17 protein-coding genes are annotated in these 17,315 nt (G+C 73.8%); 6 read left to right on the top strand and 11 right to left on the bottom strand.

Annotation, left to right across the window (positions count from 1 at the left end):
• Position 1: 1 nt before the first annotated feature.
• The 7 genes from ACGF3H_RS06035 to ACGF3H_RS06005 all read right to left on the bottom strand — a co-directional run bounded on the left by ACGF3H_RS06035 (position 2) and on the right by ACGF3H_RS06005 (position 4,521).
• Positions 2–784 carry a GvpL/GvpF family gas vesicle protein gene (locus ACGF3H_RS06035; RefSeq protein WP_362499761.1) on the bottom strand — a complete coding sequence of 261 codons (783 nt, stop codon included), beginning with the start codon at positions 782–784 and terminating at the stop codon, positions 2–4.
• A complete protein-coding gene (gene gvpJ / locus ACGF3H_RS06030) occupies positions 781–1,311 on the bottom strand; it encodes a gas vesicle protein GvpJ (protein ID WP_362499760.1) in 531 nt (176 codons plus the stop codon). The genes ACGF3H_RS06035 and gvpJ overlap by 4 nt, the downstream gene beginning before the upstream one ends.
• A 36-nt stretch (positions 1,312–1,347) precedes the next feature.
• A complete protein-coding gene (locus tag ACGF3H_RS06025) occupies positions 1,348–1,665 on the bottom strand; it encodes a gas vesicle protein (RefSeq protein WP_362499759.1) in 318 nt (105 codons plus the stop codon).
• 116 nt (positions 1,666–1,781) lie between these two features.
• Complete coding sequence (locus tag ACGF3H_RS06020) at positions 1,782–2,438, bottom strand: class I SAM-dependent methyltransferase (protein WP_362499758.1); 657 nt, start codon at positions 2,436–2,438, stop codon at positions 1,782–1,784.
• 83 nt (positions 2,439–2,521) lie between these two features.
• Complete coding sequence (locus ACGF3H_RS06015) at positions 2,522–3,322, bottom strand: SDR family NAD(P)-dependent oxidoreductase (RefSeq protein WP_362499757.1); 801 nt, start codon at positions 3,320–3,322, stop codon at positions 2,522–2,524.
• 44 nt (positions 3,323–3,366) lie between these two features.
• Positions 3,367–3,819 carry a hypothetical protein gene (locus tag ACGF3H_RS06010; RefSeq protein ID WP_393588666.1) on the bottom strand — a complete coding sequence of 151 codons (453 nt, stop codon included), beginning with the start codon at positions 3,817–3,819 and terminating at the stop codon, positions 3,367–3,369.
• Between the two features lie 111 nt (positions 3,820–3,930).
• Complete coding sequence (locus ACGF3H_RS06005; RefSeq protein ID WP_362499755.1) at positions 3,931–4,521, bottom strand: TetR/AcrR family transcriptional regulator; 591 nt, start codon at positions 4,519–4,521, stop codon at positions 3,931–3,933.
• A gap of 110 nt (positions 4,522–4,631) precedes the next feature.
• On the opposite strand from ACGF3H_RS06005, the gene ACGF3H_RS06000 reads away from it, so the two are divergent.
• From ACGF3H_RS06000 to ACGF3H_RS05985, 4 genes are all read left to right on the top strand, one after another.
• Entirely contained in the window at positions 4,632–5,645 is a 1,014-nt protein-coding gene (locus ACGF3H_RS06000) for a zinc-binding dehydrogenase (RefSeq protein ID WP_362499754.1), read from the top strand.
• A 116-nt stretch (positions 5,646–5,761) separates the two neighbouring features.
• Positions 5,762–7,885 (top strand): DUF1996 domain-containing protein, encoded by a 2,124-nt coding sequence (locus ACGF3H_RS05995; RefSeq protein WP_362499753.1) that lies wholly within the window; start codon positions 5,762–5,764, stop codon positions 7,883–7,885.
• A gap of 127 nt (positions 7,886–8,012) precedes the next feature.
• Positions 8,013–8,396, top strand: coding sequence for a BlaI/MecI/CopY family transcriptional regulator (locus tag ACGF3H_RS05990; RefSeq protein WP_362499752.1), 384 nt, complete (start codon positions 8,013–8,015; stop codon positions 8,394–8,396).
• Positions 8,397–8,402: 6 nt separating this feature from the next.
• Positions 8,403–9,335: a M56 family metallopeptidase gene (locus ACGF3H_RS05985; protein ID WP_362499751.1), complete on the top strand. Its 933-nt coding sequence runs from the start codon at positions 8,403–8,405 to the stop codon at positions 9,333–9,335.
• A gap of 34 nt (positions 9,336–9,369) precedes the next feature.
• Here ACGF3H_RS05985 and ACGF3H_RS05980 read toward each other — a convergent pair whose 3' ends face one another.
• The 4 genes from ACGF3H_RS05980 to ACGF3H_RS05965 form a co-directional block, all read right to left on the bottom strand.
• Positions 9,370–9,822, bottom strand: a complete 453-nt coding sequence (locus ACGF3H_RS05980) for an NAD(P)H-dependent oxidoreductase (protein ID WP_362499750.1) — start codon at positions 9,820–9,822, stop codon at positions 9,370–9,372.
• 55 nt (positions 9,823–9,877) lie between these two features.
• On the bottom strand, positions 9,878–11,512 hold the full coding sequence (gene abc-f / locus ACGF3H_RS05975; protein ID WP_362499749.1) for a ribosomal protection-like ABC-F family protein: 1,635 nt from the start codon (positions 11,510–11,512) through the stop codon (positions 9,878–9,880).
• A gap of 357 nt (positions 11,513–11,869) precedes the next feature.
• Entirely contained in the window at positions 11,870–13,441 is a 1,572-nt protein-coding gene (locus ACGF3H_RS05970) for an MDR family MFS transporter (RefSeq protein WP_362499791.1), read from the bottom strand.
• A gap of 98 nt (positions 13,442–13,539) precedes the next feature.
• The gene (locus ACGF3H_RS05965; protein ID WP_362499748.1) at positions 13,540–14,187 is read right to left on the bottom strand and encodes a helix-turn-helix domain-containing protein; all 648 of its coding nucleotides are present in this window, start codon (positions 14,185–14,187) and stop codon (positions 13,540–13,542) included.
• A gap of 76 nt (positions 14,188–14,263) precedes the next feature.
• Between ACGF3H_RS05965 and ACGF3H_RS05960 the strand changes: the two genes are divergently transcribed.
• Both ACGF3H_RS05960 and ACGF3H_RS05955 read left to right on the top strand, forming a co-directional pair.
• Complete coding sequence (locus tag ACGF3H_RS05960; protein ID WP_362499747.1) at positions 14,264–14,542, top strand: metal-sensitive transcriptional regulator; 279 nt, start codon at positions 14,264–14,266, stop codon at positions 14,540–14,542.
• 365 nt (positions 14,543–14,907) lie between these two features.
• Entirely contained in the window at positions 14,908–17,292 is a 2,385-nt protein-coding gene (locus ACGF3H_RS05955; RefSeq protein ID WP_362499746.1) for a phosphoketolase family protein, read from the top strand.
• The last annotated feature ends 23 nt before the right edge of the window (positions 17,293–17,315 follow it).

Genomic DNA, 17,315 nt, shown 5'->3' with positions numbered 1-17,315 from the left:
GTCACCGTCCGGCCGGCTCGGGAGAAGGGTCGACGAAGCTGTAGCAGGGGAGAGGACCGGTCACACTGAGCGTCAGGCGGTCCCCGTGGTCACGGGCGCACGCGTCCACCGCCTGCCGGAACCGGGGCACGTCGGCGGCGCGCAGCAGGAACGACACGCTCAGCACCTGCTCGTCGTCGGTCGTGCCTCCCACCGTCCGCACGGCGAGCGGGGCCAGCCGGTCGAGGACCTCCCGTGCCGTGCGCCGGGCCTCGCGGCGGACGGCACGGGCGATCGCCTCACCGAGCCGGACGTTGGCCTCGTAGTCCGGGTGCCGCCGGGTGCGCAGGGCCAGGGTCCGCAGCGTGTCGTCCCGGCGGACCAGAGCGGCGAAGCTGCCGGGTACGACCGTTCCCTTGACGTTCAGTTCGACGCATCCCCGGACGCCGTCGAGCTGCCGTGCCAGGTGCGCGGCGTCACCGCGCAGCTGGGAGAGGAGGACGTCGGGGCGGGGGCTGAGGACCGCGAACCGCATGGGCAGCAGGGGCCCCTGCGCGGCCAGTTCGTCCAGCACCGCCTGATGGGCCATCAGGTCGCGTCGTCTGGGGCGCAGTCGTGCGGGAGTGGCCGAGACCGCGGCACACAGGCCGGACTCGGTCAGCAGCCGCACCGGGGCACCGCCGACGCCGGGGGAGCGGGGCGTGCGGGTCCCGGCGGGGGTGATGCCGTAGACGTAGAGAGCGGCGGTCCCGGCGCCCGCGACATCGGGGGCGGTGGTGGCGGGGGCTGTGGCGGGCACGGTCATTCCTCCTCCGTTCCCGTGCGCCGGCGCGGGCGGCTGCGCGGGCGGTCGTCGTCACCGCGGGGGCGCCCGGCCGGACGGCTCCGGGGGCGCTGGGCCCGCTCCTCGCGCTCGCGGGCGGCGGGGCCGGCGCGGCGGGCCGGGCGCTCCTCCAGCTCCTCCTCGTCCGCCGCCGGCTCCGGTTCCTCGGGCGCGAGCATGCCCCGCACCCGGTCGGTCAGGGAGCGCGTCCCCCGCTTGGCGGCCGCTCTGCCCACGGTCTTGGCGACGGGCCCGCCGAACAGCTCGGGAACGGTCTTGGACCGCACGTCGTGCTCCAGGTCCAGGCGGTTGCAGGCCTCCGCGAACCGCAGGTACGTGTCGACGCTCGCGACCACGATGCGGGCGTCCACCTTGAGGATCTCGATGCCGACCAGTGACACGCGCACGAAGACGTCGATCACCATGCCGCGGTCGAGAATGAGCTCCAGGACGTCGTAGAGCGTGCCGGCGCGGGGCGCGCAGACGATCTCGTCGTCATAGGCGATCATGCGGTGGTCCTTCCGGGGGCGGGCCCAGCGGCCCGGTCACTGGTCCTGGGCACCGCGCCGGTAGCGGGCGATGCGGCGGTACCGCACCAGGTCGCCCGCGGCGTCCAGCTCGACCTCGTAGGTGGCGAGCAGACTGGTGGTGTCCGGGATGCGGGCCACTTCCAGCACGTCCACGTTGACGATCCAGCCGTCGTCGTCGCTGCGGCACACCGCGGAGACTCCCTCCAGGCGGTGCCGGATCAGCTCGGACAGGGCGTCCGCGGCGCGCTGGGCGGCGTTCCGCGCGCCCCGCACGGCACGCTCGCGCGTGGTCGTGGACGTCGTGCCGCGCCGTCGCTCGCCAGGTTCTGTCATGCAGCCCACTCTGACCGCGGGTGCCGGTCCGCGCGTCCCCAGTTACCCCATCCGGGCACCCGTGGGCCCCGGCCCGCCCGCGTGCGGCGCGAGGAGGTACCGGCGGCCGCGGGGGCTCAGGCGCCGGGCGTCGCCGTGGCCGGGCGCCGGCAGTGCAGGAAGACGTGCGGCTCGGGCCCGGCGTCCGGGTGGGCCGGGGTGAACAGCAGCTCCTCCTGCTCCAGGACCTCCAGGCCCGCCCCCTCGGCCACGGCCACGAGGCCCGGTGCGGTGAAGCTGGTCACGCGTACGGGCTGCCCCATGAAGGTGGCGTCGACGCCCTCCACGTCCAGCGGGACGGTGGCGAGGACCATGTGCCCCGCCGGGGTCAGCGCCCGGGCGAGGCGCCGTACGACGTCCGTCTGCTCCCGCCGGTCCAGCTGGAGCAACGCGAAGTAGACGCAGACCGCGTCGAACGAGCCGTCCGCGAGCGGGACGTCACGGATGTCGGCGCACCGGAAGGAGGCGTCGGGCACCTGCCGGGCCGCCAGTTCCACCATGACGGGCGAGACGTCGACGCCCACGACCCGGTGACCGGCGCCCGCGAGGGTCTCGGCCGTGGGCCGTCCGGTCCCGCTGCCCACGTCCAGCACCCGGCTGTGCGGCGCGAGCCGCCCGAGCAGCCACTCCAGCGAGCGCCGGTGCGCCGGCGCCCCGGCGAACGCCTTCTCGTAGTCGGCGCCCAGGGCGTCGAACACGGCGGCGGCCCGCGGCCGTTGCTGTCCGTCGGTCACGTGGGTCCCTCCGGTGGGGTGAGCCGGTGCCGGCTCATCGTTCCACCGCCTCGGAGCCGCCGACAAGGGCTCCGCCGGCCGTTCTACCGGGTGTCGTCGTCCGGCGCCGTCCCCGGCTCGGCCATCCTGCGGTGCACGGCGGCCTTGACGCGGTCGGGCAGGACCTTGTCGGCCACGCCCTGTGCCTTGGTCCTCGCCGAGCCGGTGACCAGCTTCCCGCGGCCCTTCATGACGGCGTCGAACGCCTGCCGGGCGACCTGCGCGGGATCGTCCTTGTCCATGGTCCCGATCTTGGTGTCCTCCATGCCGGCCCGCCGGAAGAAGTCCGTGTCCGTCGGTCCCGGCATGAAGGAGGTGACCGTGACGCCGGTGCCCTTGACCTCCTCCTGCAACGCCTGTGCGAAGGACTGCACGAAGGACTTCGACGCGTTGTAGACCGACTGGAAGGAACCCGGCATCGTCGAGGCGATGGACGACGTGAACATCAGCCGGCCCACGCCGCGCGCCACCATGTCGCGCAGCAGGGGTTTGGCGAGCCGCACCGTCGAGGTCACGTTGAGGTCGATCACGGACTGGTCGTCGGCGAGGTCGGTGTCCACGAACGCGCCTCCCCGTCCCACGCCCGCGTTGAGGGCCGCCACGTCCACCACGAGACCGGCGGTGGCCGCGACCAGCCGGTCGACGCCGCCGGGGTCCCGCAGGTCCGCGCGGACGGCCCGTACCTCCACGCCCGTCTCCCGCAGCCGCCGGGCGGCGTGTTCGAGCCGGTCGTCCTCGGCGTTGACCACCAGGTCGTAACCGTGTTCCGCGAACAGGCCGGCCAGTTCGTAGCCGATGCCGCCGGACGCCCCGGTGACGAGGGCGAGCGGCCTTCCGCTGTCCACGTCCTCTGTGTGCGCTGCTTCCACCGGATCCACCGCTCGTCCCTTCAGTGCAGTGCCTGGTACACCGACGCCGTGGTGAAGCCGTACACGACGTGCGGCACGATGTCCGACACCCACGACGTCCGGTCCCACTGCTTCGGGTCGGTCACGCCGAGCGCCGCGGCCGGTACGTCGCTGCCCACCATCGCCGCGGCACCGAGCACCGGCCCGGCCACCCAGTCCGGCAGCGGTCCGCGCCGGTGGCGCAGCACCCCGTAGGCCGCGCCGACCCCGAGGCCGGTGACGTAGCCGAGCAGGGCACCGACGGCCTGTTCGCGGTTGGGCTTCGACTCCTCGTCGCCGAGCACCAGTCCGACCCGGTCGGCGACCCGGTCCGCGACCTCGGCCGGCATGTCGCTGGCCCCCCGGCCGCGCAGCAGCATGTCGCCGTACGTGGTGAGGTTCAGCGCGACGGTCCCCGCCGCGCCGGCGACCAGGCCCTTGATCAGTGACTGCATCCCGGAACTCCCTCGGTACGGGCGCGGTGGCGCACGACGGTCACGACGGGCCCCGGGTTCCCCTCTCGGGGCCGCCTAACAGGGCCGGGGCGCGCGCCCCTCGCCCCGCTCTCACGCGGGACGGGGCCGCGCCCCGTCCAGCGCCAGGTCCACCAGCCTTCGTACGAGCGCCTCGTCCAGCGGCGCCCCGCTGAGCAGGGCACGGACGAACAGCGGGCCGCTCACGGCCTCGATCAGCAGGCCCGGGTCGGTGTCCGCCGCCAGCTCGCCGCGCTCGATGCCGCGCCGGACCATCACGACGGCGCGGTCGAGGCGGTCGCTCCAGTAGGGCCCGCGGCGGTCCTCGAGGGTGTCGTCGTGCTCGACGCCGATCCGGAGCAGGGCGTGCCCCTGTGCGGTGCCGAGCAGAGCGGCCAGGGAGGAGAAGAAGCCGAGCAGATCGTCCCGCACGCACCCGGTGTCCGGGACCGGCAGCGCCGAGTCCAGCTGCGTGTTCAACGCGTCCAGGATCAGGTTCTCGCGGGTGCCCCAGCGGCGGTAGACCGAGGTCTCGTGCACCCCGGCCGCGCGCGCCACGGCGCTCACGGTCGCCCCCGCCAGGCCCTGGCTCGACAGCAGTTCCACCGCGGCGGCGAGCACGGCCTGCCGCATCCGCTCCCCGCGGCGGCGCAGGGGCGGGGCGGCGGATGGCTCAGAGGTCATCGCACCAGACTAATGCAGGTCGACTTGCGATGGGTGTACGGTTAACGCAAGTCGACCTGCGATGGACCGGTGGGGCCCGTCCGGGGTCGCCGCACCGAGGAGGTCCTGTCATGGCGCAGATGCTCGCCGCCCGCCTGCACGTCCCTAGCCGCACCCTGCGGCTGGAGGAGGTGCCCCGCCCGAAGCCCGGACCGGGCGAGGTCCTCGTCAAGGTCGAGGCGGCCGGGGTGTGCCTGTCCGACGTCCACCTGATCGACGGCACCCTCACCCCGCTGCTCCTGCGCGGCGACACCGTCACCCTCGGCCACGAGGTGTCCGGCACGATCGCCGAGGCCGGCGAGGGCGTGACCGCCTGGTCACCGGGACAGCGGGTCGTGCTGTACGCCGGTGAGGTCCGCGACGGCGTCACCTACACCCGGGGCGTCGACTACGACGGCGGCTGGGCCGAGTACGCCCTGTCCGCCGCGACCGCCCTCGTCCCGCTGCCCGACGCCATCCCCTTCGACCAGGGCGCGATCATCCCCGACGCCGTGTCCACCCCGTGGGGCGCGATCACCGAGACCGGCGCCGTCCGGGCGGCCGAGGCGGTCGGCGTGTGGGGCGTCGGCGGACTCGGCGTGCACGCCGTGCAGCTGCTGCGCGCGGTCGGCGCCTGTCCGGTCGTCGCCGTCGACCCGAACCCGGTGGCCCGCGAGCGTGCGCTGGCCGCCGGGGCCGACCTCGCCCTGGACCCCGCCGACCCGGGCCTGCGCCAGGCCGTCACGGCGGTGACCGGCGGGGCGGGGCTCGCCGCGGCCTTCGACTTCGCGGGCGTGCCCGCCGTGCGCGAGCAGGCGCTCTCCGTCCTCGCGCCCAAGGGCCGGCTGGTGCTGGTGGGCCTGACCGACAAGCCGCTCAGCGTCACGGACGGCACCCGCTTCAGCTACCTCCAGCAGCGGATCCTCGGTCACTACGGCTCCGACATGCCGGTGGCCCTGCCCCAGTTGCTGCGGCTGGTCCAGGGCGGACGGCTGGACTTCTCCGACTCCATCAGCGGGGTGCTGCCGCTGACGGAGGCCGCCGAGGCGGTCGCCCGGCTGGAGAAGAAGGAGGGCAACCCGATCCGGCTGATCCTGCGCCCGTGAGGTGAGGGATTCCTGAGAATCCACGAGGCGGTTGAACGCCGGCGCCCCCGACTCCGTATGGAGCCGGGGGCGTTTCACGCCCGGGACCGCCACGACGCACGACACAGGAGCACGCTGTGGGACACAACAGGCGCAGACGCCCGACCGGGGCGCGGCGCGCGACCTTCTCCGCGGTCGCGCTGATACTGGGCGGCGGTGGCCTGGTCGCCGCCAACGTGTTCGCCTCCGCGACCGAGTCGGCGAACAGCCCCGTTCCCCTGGGCAGTTCCGGCGTCGCGGCCACGGTCGACTGCCCCGACCTGAGCGAGCGGCTGACGACCGTCCCGGACGCGGCCAGGCCGGACGTCGACGGCGAACTCGCCCGCCTGGACGAGCAGATCGCCACGGCCTACCGGCAACTCCAGGAAGCGGCACGCGCCGCCGACGACGGCGAGGTCGACGAGGCCGCGATCCTCGACCCGTTGGAGAAGCAGCGGACCGAGACGATCGCGCGCGTCGTCACCGCCGTCGACGGCGCGGGGGACCGGCCCGAAGGGCTGGAGGCCCTCGCGGCATGCACGCTGCGACGCACCACGGTCGCGACGCAGGACACGCCGAGCGTCAGCCCGGACGGACAGCGGGACGGACAGCGGGACGGCGCCGGCGACCGGGCGGGCGGCGGCGAGAGCACCGGCGCGGCCGACGACGCCGGCGACGGGGAGCAGCCCGGGGACGGGCAGCAGCAGGGCAACGGCGGCCAGGCCGGCAACGGCCCCGTCGCGGCCGACTACGCCGACATCACCACCGCGCCCGGCGTCGCGAAGCCGCGCCAGGGCAAGGACGCCTCGCGCGGCACCTTCGCCACCAGCTGCGGCGTCAACGCCGAGGGCCTGTTCAACTCGGACAACGTGATCGCCGCCCCCGGGGTGGGCAACGGCGCCCACCACTTCCACGACTACGTCGGCAACCAGGGCAACACCGCCTTCGCCTCCGACGACGACCTGGCCGCCGCCGGCACCAGCTGCGCCGACCAGGGCGACAGGTCCTCGTACTACTGGCCCGTGCTGCGCCTGCAGAACGGCACCGCGGAACAGGACGCCCAGTCGCCGGGCGGGGGTGTCGAGGGCAACGCCGGCGAGATCGTCACGCCGGCCGAGGTGACGCTGACGTTCGTCGGCAACGAGCGCGGCCAGGTCACGGACATGCCGCGGCTGCTGCGCATCATCACCGGCGACGCGAAGGCGTTCGTCAACGGCAACACCAACGCCAACGCCTCCTGGAGCTGCACCGGCTTCGAGGACCGGCAGCTGAAGGACAAGTACCCGCTCTGCCCGGCCGGCAGCGACGTCGTGCGCACGTTCACCTTCCAGAGCTGCTGGGACGGCCGCAACACCGACAGCGCCAACCACCGCACCCACGTGGCGTTCGCCGCCGCCGACGGCAGCTGCCCGGACGGCTTCCGGCCCGTCCCGCGGCTGGTGCAGCGCATCGTGTACGACGTGGACGCACCCAGCCTCGGCGACGGCGGCCGGACCACGCCCCTGTTCGCCGTGGACTCCTTCCCCGAGCAGCTGCACAAGCCGGTCACCGATCACAGCGACTTCATCAACGTCTTCGACGAGGACCTGATGCGGGACATGGTCGACTGCATCAACAGCGGCCGGACCTGCGGACCGGACACGGCCCCCGACCCCGGCCAGGGCCCGAGCGAGACCCCGCAGGAGCCGGCCGCCACCCCGGAGAACCCCGGGAACCCCGGGAACCCCGAGTACTCCGAGACCCCGGGCGACGGCGGGTACGGCCAGACAACGCCGCAGCGGCCGGGCGACGACGGCGGCCGGACCGACGAGCCCGCGGCCGGGCGGACCGGCACCGCCCCGGCACCCGCGAACGGCGGCCAGGACGGGGAGAGGCCCGATCCCTCGAACCGGCCCACGGACCAGGACCGGCCCGAGCCCACTCGCACCGCCGAGCCCACCCGCACCGCGGAACCCCGGGCCGCCACCACGCCCGCCGAGGCCGCGGGTGCCGCGAGCAGCGCCGCGACCGCGCCCGCCGGTGCGCGGGGGACGAACGGCGGCGGCGCCGCGCAGGCCGTCGGCTCCGCGCAGGCCGCCGGCTCCGCGAGCGAGCCGCAGGGCAGCCGGGGCGGACTCGCCGAGACGGGCTCGAGTCTCGGCCTCTGGCCCGCGGCGGCCGGAGGCGTCCTCTTCGCCGCCGGGTGCCTGCTGCTGCTCCGTACCAGGCGGCGTACCCGGTGACACCCCCGTGACGGCGCCGTTCGGTCCCGACGCCGACCGGGACCGAACGGCACCCGTCGTCGAGGCCTCGGCGGCGTCTATACGATGGCGTACCGGGAAACGGACGGCGGTGCGAGGGAGTGCGGGCGTGACGGACAGCCGACGCCGGCGGCGGGGGCAGGGCGAGCTGGAGGCACTGGTGCTCTCGGTGCTGCGTGAGGCGGAGGGCCCGGTGACGGCCGGCTGGGTGCAGGAGCACCTGGGCGGCGACCTCGCCTACACCACCGTGGTCACGATCCTCACCCGGCTGCTGGACAAGGGCGCGGTGACCCGCGAGCGCGCGGGCCGCTCCTTCGCCTGGACGCCCGCCGACCCGGCGGGCCTGGCCGCCCGCCGGATGCGCGGGGTGCTGGACGCGGAGAGCGACCGCGAGGCGGTGCTGGCGAGCTTCGTGACCGGCCTCGACCCGGCCGACGAACGCCTGCTGCGCGGCCTCCTGGGCGACGCGGTCCGGGCCGAGGGGGAAGACTGACGCCTCATGGGGGTCTTCGTCTTCCTTCCGCTCGTCCTGCCGCTGACCGCGTGGCCGATCGCGCGCCTGGCCGAACAGCACCTGCATCCACGGACCGCGACCAGGCTCCTCACCGCCGTGGCCGCGGTGATGGCGCTGTGCAGCACGGTGTGCCTCGCCCTGCTGATGGTGGTCGGCACCGCACAGCTGCCGGGCAACCCGCTGCCCGACGGCTGGTCGGACCCGGAGGTGCGGGCGGCGGTGCCCTGCGACGAGGTCGCCGGCCAGGCGGCGATCCCGGCGCTGTGCGCGGTGGTCGTGGCCTCGGCCCGGGCCCTGTGGCGTCACGGCCGGGTGCGCCGCCGCGCCCACCGCGCACTGGCCCCGTTGCCGGGCACGTCCGTGGCCGTCCTGCCGGACGAGGTGCCCTACGCGTACGCGCTGCCCGGCGGGCGAAGGGACCGGGTCGTGGTGACCACCGCCCTGCTGGACCGTCTCGAACCGGCCGAGCGGCGGGCGCTGTTCGCCCATGAGCGGGCCCATCTGACGGCCCGCCACCACCGGTTCCTGCTCACCGTCCGGCTCGCCGCGCTGGCCAACCCCTTCCTGCGGCCGCTGCGCACGGCCGTGGCCTACACGGCGGAGCGCTGGGCCGACGAGGAGGCGGCACGGACGGTCGGCGACCGCCGCGCGGTGGCGACCGCCATCGGCAAGGCGGCCCTGGTCTCCCGCGGCACCCCGGTCGCCACGCTCGCCGGTCTCGCCGCGCCGGGGCCGGTGCCGCGCCGGGTGGCGGCGCTGCTCGGCCCGGCCCCCGCGTCCCGCACCTGGCCCTCGGTGTTCACCTCGGTGGGGCTGGCGGTGTGGGGCGCGGCGGCCGGCACGGCCGTGTCGGCGATGTCGTCCGCGAACGCCGCGGTCACGATGTTCGTCGTCCTGCGCGCCGCGACGCCTCTCTGACCCGCTCCCGTGCCCGGCGCCGCCGCCCGGCGGGTCACTCCGTCAGCCCGGCGGCGAGCGTCGCGCCCAGTTCCCAGCAGGCCTCCAGGTCGGCCTTGGCGGGCTCGCCCGTCACCGTCACCGCCCGGGCGGCGCGCTGCCAGCCGAGGCCGGTCGTCACCGACTCCACGGCGCGCACCGCGCCGGTGGTGTCGTTGCCGCCGTGCACGTAGTAGCCGAAGGGCCGGCCCCGCGTCTCGTCCAGGCACGGGTAGTAGACCTGGTCGAAGAAGTGCTTCAGGGCGCCGGACATGTAGCCCAGGTTGGCCGGGGTGCCCAGCAGGTATCCGTCCGCCTCCAGGACGTCGACGGCCGTGGCCGCCAGCGCCGCCCGCCGGACGACCCGGACACCCTCGATCTCCGGTGCGGTCGCCCCGGACACGACGGCTTCGAGCAGCGCCTGGCAGTTCGGCGACGGGGTGTGATGCACGATCAGCAAAGTGGTCACACCCCGAAGCCTGCCGCCCGGCACCCTCCGGCCGCAACAGGCGCCGCGCGGCGCCTCACACCTCGGGAGCCGCCGTCTCCGCCAAGGTGCCGTCGGCCATCCGCAGCCACCGGTCGACCCCGATCTCGCTCAGGAACCGCTCGTCGTGGCTGACCACCACGAAGGCTCCCCGGTAGGAGTTCAGGGCGCTCCGCAACTGTTCCGCGCTGACCAGGTCGAGGTTGTTGGTCGGCTCGTCCAGGAGCAGCAGGTGCGGGGCGGGTTCCGCGCACAGCACGCAGGCGAGGGTGGCCCGCAGCCGCTCGCCCCCGGACAGCACGCCGACGGGCAGATGGGCGCGGGCGCCGCGGAAGAGGAAGCGGGCCAGCAGGTTCATCCGCTCGGCCTCGGACCGGCCGGGGGCGTACGCGGCGAAGTTCTCGGCGACCGTGCGGTCCCCGTCCAGCAGGTCGAGCCGCTGCGAGAGGTAGGCGACGCGCCCGTCGGCCCGCTTGACCGTGCCCGCCCCGGGTTCGAGGTCGCCGTTGAGCAGGCGCAGCAGCGTGCTCTTGCCGGCGCCGTTGGGGCCGGTGAGCGCGATGCGCTCGGGGCCCCGGACGGTCAGGTCGACGCCCGGGCCGGCGAACACCTCACGGTCGCCGAGCCGGATGCGCAGCCCCTCCCCGAGGAAGAGGGTGCGTCCGGCGGGCACGTCCGTGTCCGGCAGGTCGAGGACGATGCGCTGGTCGTCGCGGAGCGAACGCCCCGCCTCGTCCAGCCGGGCCTTCGCCTCACCGACCCGGCTCGCGTGTGTCTGGCCCGCCCGGCCCGCGGACTCCTGAGCGCCCCGCTTCATGGTGCCGGCGAAGATGCGTGGCAGACCGGCGTTCTTGAGGTTGCGGGCGGCGTTGCTCGCACGGCGCTCGGCCCGCTCCCGGGCCTGCTGCATCTCGCGCTTCTCCCGCTTCAGTTCCTGCTCGGCGTTGCGGACGTTCTTCTCGGCGACCTCCTGCTCGGCCCGTACCGCCTCCTCGTAGGCGGTGAAATCGCCTCCGTAGGAACGCAGTTCACCGCGGTCCAGTTCGGCGATGCGCTCCATGCGGTCCAGCAGGGCGCGGTCGTGGCTGACCAGCAGCAGACAGCCCTTGTAGTCCGACAGCACGTCGTAGAGCTTGTGCCGGGCGTCCAGGTCGAGGTTGTTGGTGGGCTCGTCGAGCAGCAGCACGTCCGGCCGCTTCAGGAGTTGTCCGGCGAGCCCGAGGGAGACGATCTGACCGCCGCTGAGCGTGCTCAGAGTCCGGTCCAGGGTGAGGTCGCCCAGACCGAGGCGGTCGAGCTGGGCACGGGTGCGCTCCTCGACGTCCCAGTCGTCGCCGATGACCGTGAAGTGTTCCTCGGCCACGTCACCGGACTCGACGGCGTCGATGGCGCGGATCACGGCGGCGACCCCCAGCACCTCCGCCACGGTGAGATCACCGGTCAGGGGGAGGGTCTGCGGCAGGTAGCCGACGGTGCCGGTGGTGGACACGGACCCGGCACCGGGCCGCAGCTCCCCGGCGATCAGCCTGAGCAGGGTGCTCTTGCCGGAGCCGTTGGGGGCCACCAGGCCGGTGCGGCCCGGGCCCACGGTGAACGACAGGTCCTCGAAGACGGGGGTGTCGTCGGGCCACGAGAAGGAGAGGTTCGAGCAGACGACGAAGGCGTCGGACATGGCATACCTCGCTGAGGAGAGGGGCGGGGGAGGGGACACACCCGCCCGGACAGACAGGGGAGAAGGGAACGACGAAAGCGGCCACCGCGGCGGCGTCCTGTGCGCCTGCCCGTGGCCGTCGGTGCGGGGTATCACCCGCAGATGTCGTCGTCACCCACCATGTCCGGGACCTCTCGATACGCGATCAACGTCTTCACCAGACTAACAGCCGCCTCCCGCGGGGCGTGGCTCCGAGCGCCGTACGGGGCTCGGAGACGGGACGGCCCGTGTCGCGGGGGCGACCGGATCGGCACACCGCACGGCGGAGCCGCCCGCCCCGGTGGGCGAGCGGCTCCGTCACGCGGTGCGGCCGGCGGCTCAGCCGACCGGCGCCGCCGGTCCCTTGCCGGCCGGGGCGGCGGCCTCGCCGGACTCCTCGGCGAGACGCTCCATGCCGCTGGTCGTCTTCAGCGGCTTCTCCTTCAGGAACACGACGGCGATCAGCGCCAGCAGGGCGAACGGCGTGGCGATGAGGAACAGGTCCGCGGTGGCGACCCCGTAGGCGTGCTCGACGATCGACCGCATCGGGGCCGGCAGCGTGGACATGTCCGGCACACTGCTCTCGCCCGAGCCCTCACTGACCGACGCGGTGACGCCGGCCTCCCTGAGCCCCTTGGTCATCTCACTGGTGACCCGGTTGGCGAGGATGGCACCGAGGACGCTGACGCCGATGGTGCCGCCCATGCTGCGGAAGAAGGACAGCACCGAGGTCGCGGCACCGAGGTCCGCGGCGGGCACGTCGTTCTGCGCGGCGAGTACCAGGTTCTGCATCAGCATGCCGACGCCGATGCCCAGGACCGCCATGTAGACGCTCAGCAGACCGAAGTGCGTCCTGGCGTCGATCGTGGACAGCAGCGCCAGGCCGACGGCCATGATGACGGCGCCCGCCACGAGGTACCGCTTCCACTTGCCGGTCCGGCTGATCACCTGACCGGCGACGGTGGACGACACCAGCAGGCCGAGGATCATCGGCAGGCTCATCAGACCCGCGACGGTCGGCGACTTGCCCAGGGAGACCTGGAAGTACTGGGAGAGGAAGACGGTCCCGCCGAACATGGCGACACCGACCAGGAGGCTGGCGACGGTCGTCAGCGTCACCGTGCGGTTGCGGAAGATGTCGAGCGGGATGACCGGCTCGGCGGTGCGGGCCTCGACGAGGACCGCGGCGATCAGCAGCAGCACGCCACCGCCCGCGAGGGCGCCGGTCTGCCAGGAGGCCCAGTCGAACTCGTTGCCGGCCAGCGAGACCCAGATGAGCAGGGCGCAGACACCGGCGACGATCAGGAAGGCGCCGAGCCAGTCGATCCGCACCTCGCGCCGCGTGGTCGGCAGCCGCAGCGTGCGCTGCAGCAGGGCGATGGCGAGCAGCGCGAAGGGCACGCCGATGAAGAAGCACCAGCGCCAGCCCAGCCACGAGGTGTCGACCAGCACACCGCCGACCAGTGGCCCGGCCACGGTGCCCACGGCGAAGACGGCGCCGAAGATGCCGGCGTACTTGCCCAGCTGGCGCGGTGGGATGACGGAGGCCATCACGACCTGCGCGAGGGCCGTCAGACCGCCCGCGCCGATCCCCTGCACGACCCGGCTGAAGATCAGCAGGCCGACGCCGTGGGAGAAGCCGGCCAGCAGCGAGCCGACGACGAACATGCTCAGCGAGAGCTGGAGCAGGAGCTTCTTGTTGAAGAGGTCGGACAGCTTGCCCCACAGGGGCACCGTCGCCGTCATGGCCAGCAGTTCCGCCGTGACGACCCAGGTGTAGGAGGACTGGCTGGCGCCCAGGTCGGCGATGATCGTGGGCAGCGCGTTCGAGACGACGGTGCCGGCCAGGATCGCGACGAACATACCGGCCATCAGCCCGGACATGGCCTGGAGTATCTGCCGGTGGGTCATGGAGGTGGGAGGCGCGTCGTCGGGCGCCTGAGGTGCGGTCACGGCAACTCTTTCGGGTGATGGTGGGGTGGGGTGTCGCGATCGTGCCGGCGCGGCGGTTACGCGCCGGGTGCCGGAAGGCCGGCGGCGAGGAGGGTGAACACCTCGTGGAACACGTCCAGGAACGCCGCCTCCTGCTGGTGGGCCGACCAGTGGTCCACACTCGTCCGCACCGCGGCGGTCGCCACGGCGGCCAGCAGTCGCGGGTAGAGACCGGGGTCGGCGGGCCGTTCCCCGTCGCCGGGGGCGCCGCGCAGCCGTGCGGCGATGGCATCGGCCAGGTCGGCCTCCGCGGCCATGTGCGCCCCGACGCCGCGCGCCAGGAGGTGCGGCGAGGCGTGCAGCACCTCGGCGTGCAGCCGCCACAGCTCGTGCTGCTGCTCCGCCTCGGCGAGTTCCGCGGCCATGGCCTCGCGCAGGGCCTCCAGCGGGGAGAGACGGGCCGGTGCGTCGAGCACGGCGCGCCGCATCCGCGCGCCCGCGTCCGCGTCGATGACGACGAAGGCGTCCTCGCGGGTGTCGAAGTAGTTGAAGAAGGTCCGCACGGACACTCCGGCCGCGGCGCTGATCGCCTCGACGGTGACCTTGTCCGCCCCGTGCTCGGCGGCGAGCCGTACCGCGGCCTCCGCGAGGGCGGCACGCGTGGCGCGCTTCTTGCGCTCCCGCAGACCGCCACCGGCGGCACTCTTCTCCGACATAAGTTGCATGGTATGCAAAGATGCACGCCATGCAAAATTCTCCCCGCGCGGTACCATACCCAGAGGGGTATGCGGAGGAGGATGCGTGGAACTCGACATGTCGGCCGAGGAGCTGAAGTCGGCGCTCAACCGGCTGCGGCGTGCCCAGGGACAGTTGGCCGGAGTCATCAGGATGATCGAGGAGGGCCGCGACTGCGAGGACGTGGTCACCCAGCTCGCCGCCGTCTCCCGGGCCCTGGACCGCGCCGGGTTCTCGATCATCGCCACGGGACTGCAGCAGTGCATGACCAGTGACGACCCCGAGGTGCGCGACTCCGCGCAGATGCGGGCCCGCCTGGAGAAGCTCTTCCTGTCCCTGGCCTGACCCCTCCCGCCCTGCGTGCGCCGCGTGCCGCGCGCCGGGCGTTCCGCTGACCGGGCCACCGGCAGCCGTAGCCTCACCGCCGGACCCCGGGGTCTCCCGCGGCGCCCCCCGCGTGTCGCCGACGCGCCCTGGACGGCCCGCGCGAACGCCGCGCCCGCCGCCGGAGCCGGGGCCGTCCGCCGGGCCCCGCCGGACACCGCCGGCCCGCGACGCCGACCGACCCGTTCGGGAACAGACGTGACCCGAACGGTCCTGTCGGGTACCCGCCCGGTCCGCACAGGGTTGGGATGTGCAGGGCACCACCCGTGCCACGGAACCGCACGCGCCCCGGCCCGACCGCTGTCCCGACACGGAAAGGACCCCCGATGTCCGTCGACACGCAGCAGGCGCCCCCCGGGCTCCCGGACGAGGAGCTCGCCACCCTGGACGCCCACTGGCGCGCCGCGAACTACCTCTCCGTCGGTCAGATCTACCTGATGGCGAACCCGTTGCTGACCGAGCCGCTGCGCCCGGAACACGTCAAGCCGCGCCTCCTCGGCCACTGGGGCACCTCACCGGGCCTCAACCTCGTCCACACCCACCTCAACCGGGTGATCAAGGCCCGCGGCCTGGACGCCCTGTGCATCTGGGGACCCGGCCACGGCGGGCCCGCCGTCCTCGCCAACTCCTGGCTGGAGGGCTCGTACACCGAGACCTATCCGGACGTCACCCGCGACGCGGACGGCATGGCCCGGCTCTTCAAGCAGTTCTCGTTCCCCGGCGGCGTGCCGAGCCACGTGGCCCCCGAGACCCCCGGCTCCATCCACGAGGGCGGCGAACTCGGCTACTCGCTCTCGCACGCCTACGGCGCCGCCTTCGACCACCCCGGTCTGGTGGTCGCCTGCGTGATCGGCGACGGCGAGGCGGAGACGGGCCCGCTGGCGACGTCCTGGCACTCCAACAAGTTCCTCGACCCGGTCAACGACGGCGCCGTCCTGCCGATCCTCCACCTCAACGGCTACAAGATCGCCAACCCGACCGTCCTGGCCCGCCTCCCCGAGGCCGAACTGGACGACCTCCTGCGCGGCTACGGCCACGACCCCGTCCACGTCACCGGTGACGACCCCGCCGCCGTCCACAGGGCCATGGCCCACGCCATGGACACCTGCCTCGACCGCATCGCGGCCATCCAGCGCACCGCCCGCGAGGACGGCGCCGACGACCGTCCCCGCTGGCCGATGATCGTCCTGCGCACCCCGAAGGGCTGGACCGGCCCCGCCGAGGTCGACGGACTGCCCGTGGAGAACACCTGGCGCGCCCACCAGGTCCCGCTCGCCGCCGTACGCACGAACCCGGAGCACCTGCGTCAACTGGAACAGTGGCTGCGCTCCTACCGTCCCGAGGAGCTGTTCGACGACGCCGGAGCCCCGCGCCCCGCCGTCCTGGCCGCCGTCCCCGAGGGACCGCGCCGGCTGGGTGCCACCCCCTACGCCAACGGCGGGCTGCTGCTGCGCGAACTCCCCCTGCCGCCCCTGGAGACGTACGCCGTCGCCGTCGACAAGCCCGGCGCGAGCATGCACGAGCCGACCAGGGTCCTCGGCGACCTGCTGGCGGACGTCATGGCCGCCACCGCCGGCCGGCGCGACTTCCGCCTCGTCGGCCCCGACGAGACCGCGTCCAACCGCCTGCAGGCCGTCTACACCGCCAGCGGAAAGGCATGGCAGGAACAGACCCTGCCCGTCGACGAGGACCTCGACCGGCACGGCCGGGTGATGGAGATCCTGTCCGAACACACCTGCCAGGGCTGGCTGGAGGGCTACCTCCTCACCGGCCGGCACGGGCTGTTCTCCTGCTACGAGGCCTTCGTCCACATCGTCGACTCGATGGTCAACCAGCACGTCAAGTGGCTGCGCGTCACCCGCCGCCTGCCCTGGCGCGCCCCGATCGCGTCCCTCAACTACCTGCTCACCTCCCATGTGTGGCGCCAGGACCACAACGGCTTCTCCCACCAGGACCCCGGCTTCGTCGACCACATCCTCAACAAGAGCCCCGAAGCCGTACGGGTCTACCTGCCGCCGGACGCCAACACCCTGCTCTCCGTCGCCGACCACGCCCTGCGCAGCCGCGACTACGTCAACGTGATCGTCGCCGGCAAGCAGCCCTGCTTCGACTGGCTGACCATGGAGCAGGCCCGCGTCCACTGTGCCCGCGGCGCCGGCGTCTGGGAGTGGGCCGGCACCGAGGACGGCACCCGCGAACCCGATGTGGTGCTCGCCTGCGCGGGCGACGTCCCCACGCAGGAGGTGCTGGCGGCCGCTCAGCTCATCCGCCGCCACCTGCCCGGCCTGGCGGTGCGCGTGGTCAACGTCGTCGACATCGCCCGGCTCATGCCGAGCGGGGAACACCCGCACGGCATGAGCGACTTCGAGTACGACGGCCTGTTCACCGCCGACAAGCCCGTCGTCTTCGCCTACCACGGGTACCCGTGGCTCATCCACCGCCTCGCCTACCGCCGCTCCGGCCACGCGCACCTGCACGTGCGCGGCTACAAGGAGATCGGCACCACCACCACGCCCTTCGACATGGTCCTCGGCAACGACCTGGACCGCTACCGCCTGGTCATGGACGTCATCGACCGGGTGCCGGGCCTCGCGGTGCGCGCGGCGGCCGTGCGGCAGCGCATGGAGGACACCCGGCTGCGCCACCGCGACTGGATCCGCGAACACGGCGTCGACCTGCCCGAGGTCGCCGACTGGTCCTGGAACGGCTGACCCGCCGGCCCGTGCTCCCCGGC

The sequence above is a fragment of the Streptomyces sp. NPDC048185 genome (assembly GCF_043202495.1).
Taxonomy (GTDB): Bacteria; Actinomycetota; Actinomycetes; order Streptomycetales; family Streptomycetaceae; genus Streptomyces.
This window is presented reverse-complemented; position numbering and strand designations above follow the sequence as displayed.

Excerpts from the sequence above, each read along its gene's own strand:
- ACGF3H_RS06025 (WP_362499759.1), bottom strand. The coding sequence starts at position 1,665 with ATGACAGAACCTGGCGAGCGACGGCGCGGCACGACGTCCACGACCACG.
- ACGF3H_RS06005 (WP_362499755.1), bottom strand. The coding sequence starts at position 4,521 with ATGACCTCTGAGCCATCCGCCGCCCCGCCCCTGCGCCGCCGCGGGGAG.
- ACGF3H_RS05955 (WP_362499746.1), top strand. The coding sequence starts at position 14,908 with ATGTCCGTCGACACGCAGCAGGCGCCCCCCGGGCTCCCGGACGAGGAG.
- ACGF3H_RS05970 (WP_362499791.1), bottom strand. The coding sequence starts at position 13,441 with ATGACCCACCGGCAGATACTCCAGGCCATGTCCGGGCTGATGGCCGGT.
- ACGF3H_RS06000 (WP_362499754.1), top strand. The coding sequence starts at position 4,632 with ATGGCGCAGATGCTCGCCGCCCGCCTGCACGTCCCTAGCCGCACCCTG.
- ACGF3H_RS06035 (WP_362499761.1), bottom strand. The coding sequence starts at position 784 with ATGACCGTGCCCGCCACAGCCCCCGCCACCACCGCCCCCGATGTCGCG.
- ACGF3H_RS05985 (WP_362499751.1), top strand. The coding sequence starts at position 8,403 with ATGGGGGTCTTCGTCTTCCTTCCGCTCGTCCTGCCGCTGACCGCGTGG.
- gvpJ (WP_362499760.1), bottom strand. The coding sequence starts at position 1,311 with ATGATCGCCTATGACGACGAGATCGTCTGCGCGCCCCGCGCCGGCACG.
- ACGF3H_RS06010 (WP_393588666.1), bottom strand. The coding sequence starts at position 3,819 with ATGCAGTCACTGATCAAGGGCCTGGTCGCCGGCGCGGCGGGGACCGTC.
- abc-f (WP_362499749.1), bottom strand. The coding sequence starts at position 11,512 with ATGTCCGACGCCTTCGTCGTCTGCTCGAACCTCTCCTTCTCGTGGCCC.
- ACGF3H_RS05965 (WP_362499748.1), bottom strand. The coding sequence starts at position 14,187 with ATGCAACTTATGTCGGAGAAGAGTGCCGCCGGTGGCGGTCTGCGGGAG.